Source organism: Actinoplanes sp. NPDC023801, assembly GCF_040639655.1.
Lineage (GTDB): Bacteria > Actinomycetota > Actinomycetes > Mycobacteriales > Micromonosporaceae > Actinoplanes.
On record NZ_JBFAAI010000013.1, the window covers coordinates 191,432 to 207,483 of the forward strand.

14 protein-coding genes are annotated in these 16,052 nt (G+C 69.2%); 11 read left to right on the forward strand and 3 right to left on the reverse strand.

All coding sequences use genetic code 11. The features are described from left to right. The first annotated feature begins 50 nt into the window (after positions 1-50). Both AB0G04_RS23735 and AB0G04_RS23740 read left to right on the forward strand, forming a co-directional pair. Positions 51-1,688 carry a flavohemoprotein gene (locus tag AB0G04_RS23735; protein ID WP_360986502.1) on the forward strand — a complete coding sequence of 546 codons (1,638 nt, stop codon included), beginning with the start codon at positions 51-53 and terminating at the stop codon, positions 1,686-1,688. A gap of 107 nt (positions 1,689-1,795) precedes the next feature. Continuing rightward, on the forward strand, positions 1,796-2,176 hold the full coding sequence (locus AB0G04_RS23740) for a signal peptidase I (protein WP_360986505.1): 381 nt from the start codon (positions 1,796-1,798) through the stop codon (positions 2,174-2,176). A gap of 74 nt (positions 2,177-2,250) precedes the next feature. Here the strand turns inward: AB0G04_RS23740 and AB0G04_RS23745 are convergent, their stop codons facing one another. Beyond that, positions 2,251-3,540 (reverse strand): hypothetical protein, encoded by a 1,290-nt coding sequence (locus AB0G04_RS23745; protein ID WP_360986674.1) that lies wholly within the window; start codon positions 3,538-3,540, stop codon positions 2,251-2,253. Between the two features lie 91 nt (positions 3,541-3,631). On the opposite strand from AB0G04_RS23745, the gene murD reads away from it, so the two are divergent. After that, positions 3,632-4,984 carry a UDP-N-acetylmuramoyl-L-alanine--D-glutamate ligase gene (murD, locus tag AB0G04_RS23750; protein WP_360986508.1) on the forward strand — a complete coding sequence of 451 codons (1,353 nt, stop codon included), beginning with the start codon at positions 3,632-3,634 and terminating at the stop codon, positions 4,982-4,984. 87 nt (positions 4,985-5,071) lie between these two features. Here the strand turns inward: murD and AB0G04_RS23755 are convergent, their stop codons facing one another. Together AB0G04_RS23755 and AB0G04_RS23760 are read right to left on the reverse strand one after the other, a co-directional pair. Then, a complete protein-coding gene (locus tag AB0G04_RS23755) occupies positions 5,072-5,620 on the reverse strand; it encodes a hypothetical protein (RefSeq protein WP_360986511.1) in 549 nt (182 codons plus the stop codon). Beyond that, positions 5,617-6,153, reverse strand: coding sequence for a hypothetical protein (locus AB0G04_RS23760; protein ID WP_360986514.1), 537 nt, complete (start codon positions 6,151-6,153; stop codon positions 5,617-5,619). Before AB0G04_RS23760 ends, AB0G04_RS23755 begins: the two co-directional genes overlap by 4 nt. A gap of 470 nt (positions 6,154-6,623) precedes the next feature. On the opposite strand from AB0G04_RS23760, the gene AB0G04_RS23765 reads away from it, so the two are divergent. The 8 genes from AB0G04_RS23765 to AB0G04_RS23800 all read left to right on the forward strand — a co-directional run bounded on the left by AB0G04_RS23765 (position 6,624) and on the right by AB0G04_RS23800 (position 16,012). Continuing rightward, the gene (locus AB0G04_RS23765) at positions 6,624-7,622 is read left to right on the forward strand and encodes a MurR/RpiR family transcriptional regulator (protein WP_360986517.1); all 999 of its coding nucleotides are present in this window, start codon (positions 6,624-6,626) and stop codon (positions 7,620-7,622) included. Between the two features lie 37 nt (positions 7,623-7,659). Next, positions 7,660-8,970, forward strand: a complete 1,311-nt coding sequence (locus AB0G04_RS23770) for an extracellular solute-binding protein (RefSeq protein ID WP_360986520.1) — start codon at positions 7,660-7,662, stop codon at positions 8,968-8,970. A gap of 66 nt (positions 8,971-9,036) precedes the next feature. After that, positions 9,037-10,032, forward strand: a complete 996-nt coding sequence (locus AB0G04_RS23775) for a sugar ABC transporter permease (protein WP_360986523.1) — start codon at positions 9,037-9,039, stop codon at positions 10,030-10,032. Further along, a complete protein-coding gene (locus AB0G04_RS23780; protein ID WP_360986526.1) occupies positions 10,032-10,895 on the forward strand; it encodes a carbohydrate ABC transporter permease in 864 nt (287 codons plus the stop codon). The genes AB0G04_RS23775 and AB0G04_RS23780 overlap by 1 nt, the downstream gene beginning before the upstream one ends. 27 nt (positions 10,896-10,922) lie before the next feature. Further along, positions 10,923-12,356: an N-acetylglucosamine/diacetylchitobiose ABC transporter substrate-binding protein gene (gene ngcE / locus AB0G04_RS23785; RefSeq protein WP_360986529.1), complete on the forward strand. Its 1,434-nt coding sequence runs from the start codon at positions 10,923-10,925 to the stop codon at positions 12,354-12,356. Between the two features lie 23 nt (positions 12,357-12,379). Then, positions 12,380-13,279 carry a sugar ABC transporter permease gene (locus AB0G04_RS23790; RefSeq protein WP_360986532.1) on the forward strand — a complete coding sequence of 300 codons (900 nt, stop codon included), beginning with the start codon at positions 12,380-12,382 and terminating at the stop codon, positions 13,277-13,279. A 13-nt stretch (positions 13,280-13,292) separates the two neighbouring features. After that, positions 13,293-14,201 carry a carbohydrate ABC transporter permease gene (locus AB0G04_RS23795; protein ID WP_360986535.1) on the forward strand — a complete coding sequence of 303 codons (909 nt, stop codon included), beginning with the start codon at positions 13,293-13,295 and terminating at the stop codon, positions 14,199-14,201. Between the two features lie 179 nt (positions 14,202-14,380). Further along, entirely contained in the window at positions 14,381-16,012 is a 1,632-nt protein-coding gene (locus AB0G04_RS23800; RefSeq protein ID WP_360986677.1) for a bifunctional 3'-5' exonuclease/DNA polymerase, read from the forward strand. Positions 16,013-16,052 lie beyond the last annotated feature (40 nt).

The following is a 16,052-nucleotide window of genomic DNA, read 5'->3' on the forward strand; positions in this document are numbered from 1 at the left end:
TCATGCGGTTGCGGGTAGGGTTCTGGAGTCTAAGGAACCGGGAGGTGTCGGTGTCGTCTGGTTCGGGACAGGGGGCGGATCCGCATCTGCTTTCCCTGCTGCGCGCGATCCGGCTGCGCCAGAACGCTCCCGAGGCGGCGAACGCCGGTGCCAATGACGCCGCGGCCGCACTCTCCGAGATGGCGGCACGCAAGAAGAAGCCCGACGACGACGAGTCGGAGGAGACCACCGTCGCCGAGACGCCGTACTTCGCTGCCCGCGGACGATCCTCCGACGCCGAACCGGAGCGGACCCGCCACGCCGACTCCGGCCTGCTCTGGCGCGGCGACCCCGGAGCCACCCTGGGCCGCGCCGGCCTGCAGCCACGGGCGTCCCGCTCGTCGATACCACCGGTCGGCGGCGTCAACCCGTCCGGGCCGGCGACCCCGGTGCCGAACATCCCGCCCGTCGCCGGGGCCCGGCCGATCGGCGCCCCCGGCACCGAGTTCCCACCGGCCCAGGTCTACCCGTCCATCCCGCGTCTGCAACCGACCGCCTCCGGTCCCTCCCGGGACGGCATGGACCCGGCCGACGACCAGGCGCTGCGCGACACCCAGCGACTGCTCAGCACCAGCCTGACGTTCGCCGGCGGCCCCGACGAGGTCGCCGGCCGGCTGTGGCAGGCACTGCGACAGGCCCGCCCGGAACTGCTCGCATCGTTGCCCGGCGACCCGGCCGCCCAGCGTGCCCGGCTGGCCGCCGCCATCACCTGGCTGGTCCACCACATGGAGAACCCGCCGCTGCTGGTCACCGGCTGCTCCCAGCTGGGCGCGGCCCTCGCCGAGTGCGGCATCCAGTGGAACCAGATGCACGTCGTGGGAGCCGCCCTGGCCGAGGCGATGCGTGCCGGCATGGCCCCCGGCGCCTGGCGGCAGGACTTCGACCACGCGTGGCGCTGGACGTGGCAGCACACCTACGAGTGGATCGTGCACGGCGGCACGCTCACCGCATACCAGCCGACCGTCTGGGACACCGAGGTCGTCGAGCACGACCTGCGCCGCGACGACCTCGCCGTGCTCCGGCTCCGGCCGTTCCTGCCGCTGCCGTACCGCCCCGGCCAGTACGCCCGTTTCGAGGTTCCCGCCGTCCCCGGCGTCTGGCGGCCGTACTCGCTGGCCGGCGCCCCGCACCGCGACGACCTCATCGAACTGCACGTCCGCGCCAAGACCGAGACCGGCGTCAGCGGCACCCTGGTCCACCACACCCGCCCCGGCGACCGCATCCGCGTGACCAGGGCCGAAGGCACCATGACCCTCCCCGCGGAGCGCGGTCGCGGCGTCCTCATGATCGCGGGCGACACCGGCGTGGCCCCGATGAAGGCGATGCTCGCCGAACTCGCCGCCACCGCCGACACCCGCCAGGCGGTCCTCTTCTGGGGGGTGCGCGACCTCACCGAGCTCTACGACATCGACGATCTCAACGCCCTCGCCGCCGCGGCGCCCCGCGCCACGGTCGTCCCGGTCGTGGCCGAGGGCGACCCCGGCCCCTACCCGGGCGGGCTGGTCACCGACGCGGTGGCCGCCTACGGCGAATGGAGCCGCCACGAGGTCTACGTGGCCGGGCCGCCGCTGATGATCGCCAGCACCAGCGCGGCCCTGCAGCAGCTCGGCGTCCCGGCCGCCCGGATCCACCACGACCCGCCGGAGTAGCGGGCGGCTCACGGACCACCCGGCAGCGTGGTCACCCGAGGCGCGGATCGAGCCGCCGGCTGCGGTGCCGCGGGAGCGGGCCGGGGCGGGCGGTAGCGTTCCGGGGCGTGGCAGAAGAGATCTACGTGGGGAACGCCGACCCGGACGCGCTGGCCGACCGGGGCTGGCTGCTCGGGCATTTCAAGCCGGAGGGCGATCCCAGGCACAGCACCGACGTCGAGATCAAGTGGGGCCGGCATCCGCGTGGCGACCGGCGGGCCGAGTGGGTTCGCGGCGAGGCACGTACCGCGCTGCTGGTGCTGATCAGCGGCTGCTTCCACATGGAGTTCCCGGACCGCACGGTGGTTCTCGACAAGCAGGGCGACTACGTGGTGTGGCCTCGCGGGGTCGACCATTCCTGGTTCGCCGCCGAGGAGTCGGTGGTGCTGACCGTTCGCTGGCCGTCCGTCCCCGGCTACGCCGTACCTGAGCCCGCCGGCCGTACCTGAGCCCGCGGGCCGGACCTCAGCGAGGCTTCGCGGTCGTCACGACCGCCCCGGGGTACGGCCGGCGGGCCTGACCGTCAAGCGACCGCCTCGTCGAGCAGCTTGCGGTAGGCGGCCGGGATGTGGTGCGGCCCGCCCGGCGTGAAGACGTTCGAATGCGACGCGTCGGCCCAGGCCGAATCCGGGACGGCGGCGCGCAGGGCGACCAGCACCGGGGCGTCGTCGGTCAGCATGGAGAGCGCGACCAGGCACTCCTCGGCCTCCCCGACGCATTCGAACGGCTTGTGCGCGTCGACGCCGAGCAACTCCAGGAAACCGGGCGTCTGGGCGGGATCGGCGAACAGGTCGCGGCCGAAGATGTGCGCGAGACGCTCGCGGGGCATGTGCGGTGCCATCGCCAGGAAGACGAAACGGCACTTCGGACAATCACCGCACCACCGGGCCGTCGGGTCGTGGAGCTTGAAGGCCTTGTTACAGCTAGTGACAACGTCATCGTACGCAGTGTGACCGGCGAACAGCTGCGCGATGTGCAGCTCGGACAGCGGGCGCAGCAGTGAGAAGTAGGCGTCGGTGACCCCGGCGTAGGCGGTGACCGCGTCCCGCAGCAGCCCTTCGGCGAGAACGCCCTTGGACCATTGGTGGTTGACCTCGTGCCCGTTCCAGATCAGGTTCGGGTCGGAGGCGGACCGCTCGTTGGACATCACCACCGGCCCGAGCCCGTGCCAGACCGCGGTGGCGATCGCGATCAGCGAGTTGATCGCGGTGACCGGGATGTGCCCGTTCAGCGCGCCGGCCTTGTTCAGCTCGAACAGCAGCGGGTCGAGCTTGCGGCGGGCGGCCAGCGCGGGCAGCCCGGAGGCGGCGTTCACGTTCTGGATGACCGGGTTCGGGTTGACCGAGAACGGCACCGGGTCGAGCCCGGCCGCGCGCAGGATCTCCAGCGTGACGATGGAGTCCTTGCCGCCGCCGACCGCGGAGAGCGGCCCGCCGGCCGGGGTGTCGGCGGGTGCCACGGCGGGGACGGTTCCCGGCGTCTCGACGGTGAGTTCCAGCACGTGCGGCAGCTGGTTGCGGTACGCGTACTCGGCCATGCCCCTGGTGTAGACGGCGGTGAAGAAGGTGGCGGCCTCGGCGGGCACCGGCTTCGGCGCGACCACCCGGGCCGGCGCGCCGACCTTGAAGTAGCTCACCCCGGCGACCACGTGCAGCAGGTCGAGCACCCTGGTCAGGGTTTCCGGCACGGCCGGGTCGGCGGGCACCGGCAGGGTGACCGTCTCGGTGAAGCGCAGTGGTGACGGGCCGTCCAGCAGGTAGTCGAACGTCGCCACCCCCGTCGCCGGATCGAACGCGTACGAGGGGAAGCGCATGACGTCGAACTGCACCCGGAGTCTCCTTGCCTATGGCCGACGGGCAATATTAGTTCGGTCCGACGAGATTCGACGCGAGCAGGGAGACGACGTGCGCCTGGCAGACCTGCGGGGCCGATCGGTTGCGGTCTGGGGCACCGGCCGGGAGGGCCGGGCCGCGGTGGCCGCGATCGCCCGGTACGAGCCGTCCCGTCTCATCGTGGTCGAGGACAGCCCCAACTACCTGTCCGTCGAATGGACCGGCGCGCTGGCCCGGCTGGCGCCGCTGGCCGGCGGGGAACACGCGCACGCCGCCCTGGTCAGCGCGGACGTGGTGGTCCGTTCGCCGGGGGTGCCGTCGACCCACCCGTACATGACCGATCTCCGGGACCGCGGGATCACGGTGACCGGCGGCACCGCGCTGTGGATGGCCGACAACGCCGCCCGGACCGTCGGGGTCACCGGCAGCAAGGGCAAGAGCACCACGTCCAGCCTGATCAGCCACCTGCTGACGGCGGTCGGCAGGCCGAACGCCTACGGCGGGAACATCGGGGTGCCGCTGCTGGACATGCCCGAGGCGGAGCTGTACGTGCTGGAGCTGTCCAGCTACCAGTGCGCCGACCTGACCGACTCGCCGCGGGTGGCGGTGGTCACCTCGCTGTTCCCGGAGCATCTGGACGCGCACGGCGGTGAACGCGAGTACTACCGGGACAAGCTGAATATTCTCGGGTACGGCCCCGAGCTGATCGTGGTGAACGGGACGGACCGGCGGCTGCACGACGAGATCCGCGGGGTCACCGCAGCGAACGGGGTCCCGCCCGTCCCGGCTGCCGCCGCCGACTCCCGGTTCCGGGTCGAGGACGGCCGGTTCTGGTGCGGTGACGAGGCCCTGTTCAGCCGGGACGCGCTCGTCCTGAAGGGCCGGCACAACGAGGGCAACCTGTGCGTCGCCCTGGCCGTGCTGGACGGGATGGGCGTGGACGTGGCCGGGATCCGCGGGACGCTCGAGACGGCGGTGCGGGCCTTCCGGGGGCTGCCGCACCGGCTCACCGAGATCGAGGACCCGTCCGGGCTGACGTTCGTCGACGACACGTTGTCGACCAGTCCCTACGCCGCCATGCATGCCATCGAGGCGTACGAGAACCGGCCACTCACCGTGTTGGTCGGCGGCACCGATCGCGGCCTCGATTACACGCCGTTACGAGAATTTCTCGCCGAACGGGAACTCACGGTGATCGGCCTGCCGGACAGTGGGCCACGGATCCTGGAGGCGCTGGCCCGGCTGCCCCGGGTGCGTACCGAACCGGCCGAGGACCTGGTCGACGCCGTTCGCCTGGCGCGCAAGATCACGCCGGCCGGGGGAGTGGTGCTGCTGTCGCCGGCCGCCCCGAGCTACGGCCGGTTCCGGAACTTCGAGCACCGCTCCGAGGTCTTCGCCCAGGCCGTCCGCGACACCGCCGTCTGACGCCCGGCCCCCCACGGCTGGACGCCACCGCTGTCTGAAGGGACTTGAGACAGCGGTGTGCGACAGCCGGCTCGTCCGGCGTGCGGCTCAGCGGCCGGCGGCCGGCGGTGGTGACTTGCTGACGGTCCGCTTCTGGGTGAGATAGACCTGCACATCGCGGAACTCGGCGGAGAGCGCCTCGGTCGTCGTCGTGTGCACGTAGGTGACCCTCCGGACGACCCCTCCGCCCTCGACCGGGCAGGGTTGCCCGATCGCCGGCGGGACGCCGATGCTGGAGGCGCCGGACGAAGTACCGGTGATGCGGAAGCCGCTGAGCTCCCCGCTGCCGAGGTCGACCGTGACGACCGCGACGAGGCCCGCGCTGGTGCTGCCCGGATTCCGGCCGGCCCCGGCTCGTACCTCCCGATCGCAGAGCAGGGAGTAGATCTCCTCCTTGCCCACGTGGTAGGTGAAGCCGATCTCCGGGGCGTTGCGCACCAGGGTCTGCGCGTCCCAGCCGAAGGCTTTCCGGACGTCCTCGGAGTCGACGAACCCGGTGTTGGTGGCCGGATCGAAGCGGACGGCGGCGGAGGCGGGTGCCGGGGCGAGGGCGCCGCCGGCCAGGATCGCGGCGGCGAGTGCCAGGGGCCTGATCATGCGCCGACCTCCGGGCCGGTGCGCAGCTCGGCGAGCGAGGCGTACGTCCTGCCGAGCTCGGCGATCAGGCGCTCGGTGGTCGTGACGGCCAGCAGGCGTGACTCCCGTACGGTCTTGCCGTGTCCGTCGTGGGGGCACGGGGCGCCGGGCAGGAAGTTCATGGTGGTGGCGGAGATCGCACTGTCGGAGCCGGTGATCCGGAACCCGGCGATCTCGGTTCCGCCCGCGCGGTAGGTCGCCGCGGCGGTCAGGAATTCCGTCATCGCCTGGGCGCTGCGTGTCGCGTCGAAGGGGCGGTCGTCGTCGCAGGTGACCGACCACGTCTCGACGATGTGGGTGTTGTGCTCGAACTCGATCTTCGCGCTCTTCTTCGACAGCTTCGCGCCGTCCCACTTCAAGCCCAGCAGCAGGTCCTCGGCGTCGACGTATCCGGTGTTGGTGTGGAAGTCGAAGGTGACCGCCGCCCGGGCCGGTGCGGCGCTCACGAGGCTGCCGGCGACGGCCGAGCTGATCAAAACGGGAAGCAGTCGCATGCCCTTTTCTCCTGATTTGCGAATGCGGTCACCTGATGCTTCCACGACCCCGCACGTGCGCTGACCAAAGGTAAGAATTCCGGCCATTCGGATGAGCCGACGTCACTGCCGTGGTGGGGGCGGTGCTCATGCCGTACCGGAAATTTTTTTGATCTTGTTTCCGGAGTAACGGAGAGGTTTCGCCGTGTCACGGAGACCGGCCGAAAGGGCTAGCCGTCGATGCCTGATCGGCCTGCCGCCGCAACCTGAAAGGACGGGTAGAAAACGGCTGTAATTCGGACATGTGATGGCGGTCACGTCGTAACGGCCATTTGGGGATCGATGGTCGTCATCCGGCCGTCCCGAAACATCGGTTCATTCGCGCTGGCCGGTAACGGTTCTGAAAACATCCTTCACAGTCTTGACAGCAGGGGGCCGTTAGTAAGAACTTTTACCGCGACAGTAAACAGTCCTTCCTGAAAGGGTGTCCGATGGCTGAGCCGGAGATGGACGGCATCGCGTGGAGCGCGGCTGCCGACTCGCTGGTTCGCGGCGCCGCCCGAACCGGGAACGACCACGGGAGCGAGCGAATCATCACGAACGGTGTGAACCACTCACCCGCCGATGGGGTGCTCGCTCGGGTCAGGACGTTGCTGCCGGACTTCACCGGGGCCCTGCAGCGAGTCGCTGAGCAGGTGCTCGCTGACCCGGCGGCGGCCTCCCGGGCCACCATCGTCGAGCTTGCCGAGCGCAGCGGAACCTCGCCGGCGACGATCACCCGGTTCTGCCGGGCGGTCGGTTTCGACGGGTACGCGGACCTCCGCCTCGGCATCGCGTCGGAGACCGGACGGGCCCGCTCGGCCGGCTGGACCGTGGACATCGGCCGCGAGATCCAGCCCGAGGACCCCCTGGAGCGCGTGCTCGGCCAGATCATGGCCGCTGACACCAGGGCCATGCACGACACCGCCACGCTGCTGGACCTGGGCGAGGTGGAGCGGGCCGCGGGGGCTATTGCCGTCGCGCCGCGGGTGAACATCTTCGGCGCCAGCGGAAGTGCGCTGGTCGGCGAGGAGATGCAGTTCAGTCTGCACCGCATCGGCATCCCGGTGTGGGCCTGGACCGACGTGCACAACGGTCTGGCCAGCGCCGCGCTGTCGAGGCCCGGCGACGTCGCGCTCGGCATCTCGCACAGTGGCGAGACCGGCGAGACGATCGAGCTGCTCGCGGAAGCGAACAGCCGGGGCGCCACCACGATCGCGCTCACCAGCTTCCCCCGATCCCCGCTGGCCGAGTTGGCGGACATCGTCCTGCTCACCGCAACCCAGGCGACGACCTTCCGGCCGGACGCGCTCAGCGCACGGCACCCGCAGCTGGTCGTTCTCGACCTGCTGTACGTCGCCGTCGCACAACGAACCCACGAACGTTCGCACGCCGCGTTCCAGCGGACCGCCCAGGCGGTGCACGGGCACAAGGCCGCGAAAGACAGCTGAACCCCTTTCTACGAATGAATTCCCCTCGGGAGGAAAAGTGAAGCGCAAGATTGCGGTCGCCGCGGCTCTGGCCGCGTCGATGCTGGCCGCCGCCGCCTGCAGCAGCAGCTCCGGCGGCGACGGGGGCACGGTCTCGGCCGACAAGACCGTCGACGGCAAGGGCAAGACCATCAAGGTCTGGCTCATGGTCGACGCCCAGAGCGGGTGGAAGAGCGTCGTCGACGACGCCAGCAAGCGGTTCACCGACGCCACCGGCGCCAACGTGACCGTCGAGTACCAGCAGTGGGCGAACGTGCTCACCAAGCTGGACGCCTCGCTGGCCGGCACCGACGTACCGGACGTGGTGGAGCTCGGCAACACCCAGTTCTCCAAGTACGTCGACGCGGGTGCGTTCGCCGAGGTCAAGAAGGACACCTTCGAGAACTCCGCCACCTGGCTGCCCGGTCTCTCCGGCGCCTGCGAGGTCGACGGCAAGACCTTCTGTGTGCCGTACTACGCCGGTGCCCGGGTCCTCATCTACCGCAAGGACCTCTTCGAGAAGGCCGGCATCACGGCCGCCCCGAAGACCTACGAGGACTTCCTCGCCGCTGCCGACAAGGTGCAGGCAGCGAACAAGGACCCGAAGTTCGGCGCCGTCTACATGCCGGGCCGCTACTGGTACGCCGCGATGTCCTGGGTCAAGGCCAGCGGTGGCGACATCGCCAAGAAGGAGGGCGACAAGTGGGTCGGCCAGCTCTCCTCGCCGGCTTCCCAGGAGGGCCTGAACAAGTGGGTCGAGCTGGTCAAGAAGTACTCGAAGGCGGACGTCACCAAGGACGAGGCCGACCAGTACCTGGTCTTCAGCCAGGCCAACGCCGGCATGTTCTACGGCAACGGCTGGGAGCTGGGCTCGGCTGAGCAGGTCCGCAAGGACCCGAACGACCCGAACTCCGCGCTTGTCGACACCAAGGTCAAGGGCAAGCTGGCCGCCGCCCCGATGCCGGGCATCCCGTCGCTGCTCGGCGGCTCGAACGTCGGTGTCCCGGTCAAGAGCCAGAACACCGAGCTCGCCGCTCAGTGGATCAAGCACTTCACCGACAGCACCTCGATGAAGGGCCTGATCAAGGCCAGCGCGCTGCCGAACGCCACCGCGCTGCTCGACGCCGCCGCCACCGACAACCCGGCGCTCGCCGTCGGCGCCGAGGCGGCCAAGAACAGCTGGGCCGTGCCGGCCTCCGGCAAGTGGGCCGACGTCGAGAAGGCCAGCGTCCTGCAGAACATGCTGTCGGACATCCTGACCGGCAAGAAGTCCGTCGCGGACGCCGCCAAGGCCGCTGACGAGCAGATCGCCGCCACGCTCAACGGCTGATCCAGACGCTGCCCGCCCGCCGCGAGGCGGGCGGGCAGCGGTTCCTTCGGTGAGAGAGGAAAGCTGATGCACGCCGTCGACACCCCGCCCACCCGCGCAACGGGCGCGCCGGGCGGACCGGGCGGACCGGGCTCCACCCGACCGGGCGCCCGGCGCCGGAAGCGTCGCAACCCGGAGAGTTCCCGCCTGCCGTGGCTGCTCGCGGCGCCGGCCCTGCTGCTCCTGGCCGCTCTGCTGGCCTACCCGATGGGCCGGATGGTCGTCCTGTCGTTCCAGAACATGCAGCTGCGGGAGCTGTGGAGCGGCGCCGCCCCGCCATGGGTCGGACTCGACCAGTACACTAAGGTGCTCGGCGATTCCGTGTTCTGGGCGGTCGTCGGCCGCACGGTCCTCTTCACCGTGGTGTCGGTGACCCTCACGGTCCTCATCGGCCTGATGATCGCGCTGCTGATGCGCCGGGTGCACAAGGCCGTCCGGATGGCCATGATCGTCGCGATGATGTTCGTCTGGGCGCTGCCCGCCCTGGTCCAGGCGCAGGCCTTCAAGATGATGACCGACTCCAACATCGGTGTCCTGAACTATCTGATCGACAAGCTGCCCGGTGTCGAGTTCCAGAACCACTCCTGGTTCTTCACCCCCGCCCAGGGGTGGATCGTGATCACCGCGTGTGTGCTGTGGGCCGGTATCCCGTTCCTGGCCATCACCCTCAACGCGGGCCTCACCCAGGTGCCCAAGGAGCTGCTGGAGGCCGCGACGGTGGACGGCGCGAACGCCTGGCAGTCGTTCCGCAACATCACCATCCCGATCCTGAAGCCGCTGCTGGTGATCGTGACGACGCTGTCGGTCATCTGGAACTTCGGGCTCTTCACCCAGAACTGGGTGCTGCGCGACGGTAAGCCGGAACCCGAGTTCCAGACGCTCGCCACGTACTCGTACCTCCAGGCGTTCGCCCAGAACAAGTACAGCCTCGGCTCGGCGATCGCGGTGATCACCGTGATCCTGCTGCTCGGCGCGATGGCGGTCTACATCCGCCAGATGTTCAAGATCGGAGAGGTGGACTGATGGCCCGCGACGCCAGCGATCAGACGTTGACGGTCGGGCGCAGCCCGGTGGGAAGCTTCTTCGCCAACCTCAGCGGCTCGGTCTTCGCGATCGTGATGTTCTTCCCCGTCTACTGGGTGCTCATCACCTCGTTCAAGCCGCAGACCGAGTGGTCCAGCTTCACCCCGACGTTCATCCCGGACCAGCCCACCCTGGACAACTTCAAGTCGGCGTTCAACGCGCCCAACTTCCAGCAGTCGCTGGTCAACGGCATCCTCATCACGGCGGTTGCGGTCCTGGCCTCCCTGGTCATCGGCTTCCTGGCCGCCCTCGCGGTGGCACGGTTCCGGTTCTACGGGCGGCGGGCGATCATCCTGGTGGTGCTGGCGGTACAGCTGGTGCCGTTCGTGGCTCTGCTCATCCCGATCTTCCTGATGCTGCAGAGGGCCGAGCTGACCGGTGACAGCATCATCGGCGTGACCATCGTCTACGTGGTGTTGCTGCTGCCGTATACGGTCTGGACGCTGCGCGGCTTCATCGCCGGCATCCCCCGGGAGCTCGACGAGGCAGCCATGATCGACGGCTGTACCCGGGCGCAGGTGTTCTGGCGGATCATCCTGCCGCTCACCGGTCCGGGCCTGGTCGCCACGTCGGTCTACGGATTCATCCAGGCGTGGAACGAGTTCATCATCATCAACACGTTGAACAACCCGGAGAACCAGAACCTGATGGCCTGGCTGATGCAGAACCAGACCAGCCGGGGAACGTACTGGGGCCCGTTGATGGCTGGTGCGATCCTGACCTCCATCCCAGTGGTGATCTTCTTCCTCGCCGTTCAGCGCAACATCGCGTCCGGCCTCACCGCCGGTGCGGTCAAGGGCTGACAGTTTCTCTCCAAGGAAAGGGCATCGATGTCTCACATAACGAACTCTGAGCTGGACCGTCGTAGTCTGCTGCGTCGTGCCGCCGCGGTCGGCCTGGCGGCGACCCCGGCGGTGGGCATGCTGAGTGCGTGCGTCGGCGGCGGTTCCGAGGAGCCGGCCAAGCAGGCCACCGGTACGAAGTCGGCGGACAACCCGCTCGGCCTCGACCCGAAGGCCCCGGTCGAGATCGTGATCTTCGACGGCGGTCTGGGCACCAAGTACGCCACCGACGTGGACACCCCGATCTACAAGAAGAAGTGGCCGGAGTCCGAGGTCAAGTTCTCGGCCACCCAGGAGATCGCGACGGTCGTGCAGCCGCGGCTCAACGCCGGTGACGCGCCCGACATGATCAACAACTCCGGCGCCAAGATGATGGACTTCGGTGCCATCGTCGCCGCCGGCCAGGCGCAGGACCTGACCGACCTGTTCGCCGCCCCGTCCTTCGACGTCCCGGGCAAGACCGTCGCCGAGACGCTGGTGCCGGGCGCTGTCGAGTGGGGCTCCTACAACGGCAAGCCGTACGCGGTGAACTACTCGTACACCGTCTTCGGCCTCTGGTACAACGCCACCCTGTTCGAGAAGAACAGCTGGACCGTGCCGACCACGTGGGCCGACTTCATCGCGCTCTGCGACAAGATCAAGGCCGCGGGCATCGTCCCGTTCGGCTACGCCGGCAACAACGCGGCGTACTACATGGTCCGTGCCCTGCTCACCAGCGCCGGCAAGATCGGCACCGAGCAGGTCCTGAAGGACATCGACAACCTCAAGCCGGGCGCGTGGACCGCCCCGGCCGTGCTCGAGGCCGCGAAGGCCTGGGGCGAGGTCGGCAACAAGTACCTGGACAAGTCGTTCCTCGGCCTCAAGCACACCGAGGTCCAGCTGCGTCAGAACCAGGACAAGCTGGCCTTCTACCCGTGCGGTTCCTGGCTGGAGAACGAGCAGGCCAAGGACACCCCGCCCACCTTCAAGTACGCCGTCGCGGCGTACCCGAGCGTCACCACCTCGGACAAGCTCGGCGCCGCGGCGATCAACGCCGCCGCCGGTGAGATCTACTTCGCCTCGTCCAAGGGCAAGAACCCGCGCGGCGGCATGGAGTACCTGCGGGTCATGCTGTCCAAGGAAGCGGCGAAGGAGTTCACCAACCTCACCAAGTCGCTGACCGTGGTGACCGGTGCCGCCGAGGGCGTCGAGCTCTCGCCCGGCCTGACCAGTGCCAACGAGGCGCTGAACAAGGCCGGCAAGGAAGCCTTCATGGGCTACCTGTTCGACACCTGGTACAAGAAGCTCAACGACGAGTCGCTGAGCGCGGTCAACGACCTGATGTTCAAGGGCGGCGACGCGCAGAAGTTCTGCGACCGGATGGAGGCGGCCTCCCAGGCGGTCGCCAAGGACTCCACGGTCCAGAAGCAGACCCGTAGCTAGTAGCCGAGGTTAGGTAGAGCGTCATGCGGCACGGTAAGTACCCCTTCATCATCGGTTTTCTTGCCGTGCCGGTGGCGCTCTACGCCATCTTCGTGGTGGCGGCGTACATCCAGACCTTCCAGCTGTCGGTGACCAGCTGGTCCGGGTTCGGACCGATCAAGTACGTCGGTATGGCCAACTTCGAGAAGTTGTGGAACGACGAGCTCTTCTGGAAGTCGCTGCGCCACAACGGATATCTGCTGCTCCTGCTGCCGATCGTGACGATCGCGCTGGCCCTGTTCTTCTCCTTCCTGCTGAACGTGGGCGGCGGGACCAGGGGCGGCGTCACCCGGGGCATCTGGGGTTCCAAGGTCTACCGGGTGATCTTCTTCTTCCCGCAGCTGATGGCCCTCGCCATCGTCGCGGTGATCTTCGGCCGGGTGTTCTCCTCGGACAAGAGCGGCATGCTCAACGGCCTGCTCCCGGCGAGCTGGGATCCCTGGCTGCTGATGGCCGACGAGCGCTGGGCGCTCACCTGCATCCTGGTGGTGCTGGTCTGGCAGTCGGTCGGCTTCTACGTGGTGCTCTTCTCGGCCGGCATGGGCTCGATCGGCGAGGAGATCTACGAGGCCGCCGACCTGGACGGCGCCGGGAAGATCACGCTGTTCTTCAAGATCACCCTGCCGTTGCTCTGGAACACCATCCAGACCGGCTGGATCTACCTGGGCATCGCCGCGTTCGACGCGTTCGCCCTGGTCAACATCATGACCGTGGACCGTGGTGGCCCCGACGGGGCGACGTCGGTGCTGGCCATGATGATCTACCGCAACACCTTCGAGTACTCGCAGGTCGGCTATGCCTCCGCACTCGGCGTGGTGCTGTTCTTCCTGACCCTGACCTTCGCCGCGCTGACCCTGCGGGTCACGCGCCGCGACGCCGTCTGAGAGGCGTGTGGACATGACCGACCTCGCCACTGCCGCCGCGCCCGTGAAGGCCGCCGGAAAGACCAGGACCGAGAAGACCCATCGGGAGGTACGGGCGTTCAGCGGCCTGGCGCACCTCGCCCTGTTCGTCTGGGCGCTGGTCACCGCCGGCCCACTGATCTGGGTGATGCTCGCGTCGTTCAAGAGCAACACCGAGATCTTCCTGGGCGAGCCGTTCGCGCTGCCGTCCTCGTTCTCGCTGGACACCTACTTCTCCGCGTGGGACCAGGCGCACATCGGCCGGTACTTCCTCAACAGCGTCTTCGTCGTCGTGATCAGCACCGCGGGGACCATGCTGTTCGGGTCGATGGCCGCCTACGTGCTGGCCCGGTACACCTTCTTCGGCAACCGGATCCTGTACTACCTGTTCGTGTCCGGGCTGGCCTTCCCGACGTTCATGGCGCTCGGGCCGCTGTACTACATCCTGCGCAACATGGGACTGCTCAACTCGTACGTCGGGCTGATCCTGGTCTACATCGCCTATTCGCTGCCGTTCACGGTGTTCTTCCTGGCCGCGTTCTTCAAGACGCTGCCGCACGAGATCGACGAGGCGGCGACCATGGACGGGGCGTCGCACACCCGCAAGTTCTTCCAGATCATGATGCCGATGGCGAAGTCCGGCCTGGTCAGCATCACGATCTTCAACATCGTCGGGCAGTGGAACCAGTACCTGCTGCCGCTGGTGATCATGCAGGGTCAGGATGCCGAGCAGAAGTGGGTGCTCACCCAGGGCATCGCGAACATCTCGACCCAGGCCGGCTATCACGCCGAGTGGTCGACGCTCTTCGCCGCGCTGACCCTGAGCATCATCCCGATGATCATCGTGTACGCGGTCTTCCAGCGTCAGATCCAGGCCGGTCTGACCGCCGGAGCCGTCAAGTAGGCGACGGCCGGCCTCCGCTCGGCCGGGTGCCGGGCCCCGGACACGCGGCTTTTCCTTAGCCGGCCAACCGGCTTTCCGTTGGCCGGCCAGCCGGCTTTCCGTTGGCCGGGCGACCGGCCTTTCGTTGGCCGGGCGTCCGGAGAAGTGTCATACCCGCGGGTGACAATGATCCGGTGCTGATCGCGGTGGTGCCCGACCCGGACGGTCCTGGTGGCCGCCTGGCCGGGCTCACCGGCTCCCCACCCGAGCGGGTGCCCGATCTCGCCGCTGCCGTCGCCGAGCGGGAGGCCGCCGAGCAGCCACGATGGCTCTGGACCTCGACGGGCGACGTCTACCCGCCCCTGCTGCGCGCCGGGGTCCGGGTCGCCCGCTGCCACGACCTGGAACTCACCGAGGCGCTGCTGCTCGGCCATGCCGGCCGCTGGGGCGAGCCACGCGGGCTCGCGGCGGCCGTCGCCCGCCTCCGCGGGCTCCCCGTCCCGCCGGACCGGCCCCGGCCGGACGCCGAACCACCCGGTTTCGCGCAGGCCGCCCTCTTCGACGCGGTCGCGGCCGACCACGTGGAACTGTCGGACCTCCTCGAGGTGTATGCGGACCAGACGCGCCGCATCACCGAGCTCGGCAGCCCGGGCCGTTTCCGGTTGCTGGTGGCGGCCGAGTCGGCGGGGGCGCTGATCGCCGCCGAGATGGGCCACACCGGCCTGCCGTGGCGCGCCGACATCCACGACGAGTTGCTGCGCGAGCTGCTCGGTCCGCCCCAGCCGATGGGCCCGCCCCGCCGCCTGGCCGAGCTGGCCGCCGAGATCAACGCCGCGTTCGGCACTCGCGGTCTGCACCCGGACCTGCCGGCCGAGGTGGTGCGCGCCTTCCACCGGGCCGGCATCGAGATCCCGAACACCCGGCGCTGGGTGCTGCGCCAGGTCGACCATCCGGCGGTCGCCCCGCTGCTGGAGTTCAAGGAGCTCTACCGGATCTGGACGGCCCACGGCTGGGCCTGGTGCGACGCCTGGGTGCGCGACGGCCGGTTCCGCCCGGAGTACGTGCCGGGTGGTGTCGTCTCCGGCCGCTGGGCGACCCGCGGCGGCGGGGCCCTCCAGGTGCCGAAAGTGGTGCGCCGCGCGGTGATGGCCGATCCGGACTGGCGGTTCGTGGTCGCCGACGCGGGTCAGCTCGAGCCGCGCGTGCTGGCCGCGGTCTCCGGTGACGAGCGCCTGGCCCGGGCCGCGGCCGCCGGTGACCTGTATGCGGCGCTGGCGGCCGACTCGTTCGACGGCGACCGGGCCAAGGCCAAGATCGCCCTGCTCGGGGCGATGTACGGGCAGACCGGCGGCGACGCGATCCCGGCCCTGGCCGTGCTGCGCCGGCACTATCCGACCGCCTTCGAGTACGTGGAGGCCGCCGCCCGTACCGGTGAGGCGGGTGGCCTGGTCCGTTCCTGGCTGGGCCGGACCTGCCCACCGGCGGCCGGTGCCTGGCGTGATGCCGGCCTCGATCCGCCGGACGAGGTGGCGCCACCACCGGGCCGGGCCCGTGGCCGCTTCACCCGCAACTTCGTGATCCAGGCCACGGCTGCGGAGTGGGCGCTGGTGCTTCTGGCGACTTTGCGTACCCGGCTGGCCGGTACGCCTGCGGAACTCGTCCTGTTCGTGCACGACGAGGTGGTGGTGCACTGTCCCGCCGACCAGGCCGAGTCGGTGGTGACGGCGGTCCATGAGAGCGCGGTCACGGCCGGACGGCTGCTGTTCGGCGCCACCACGGTGCGTTTTCCCTTGGACGTCTCAGTGGTTGGTGCCTACGCCGACGCCAAGTGAAAGAGTCGGTATCGTTGACGGTCCGGCCGAGAGGCGCTGC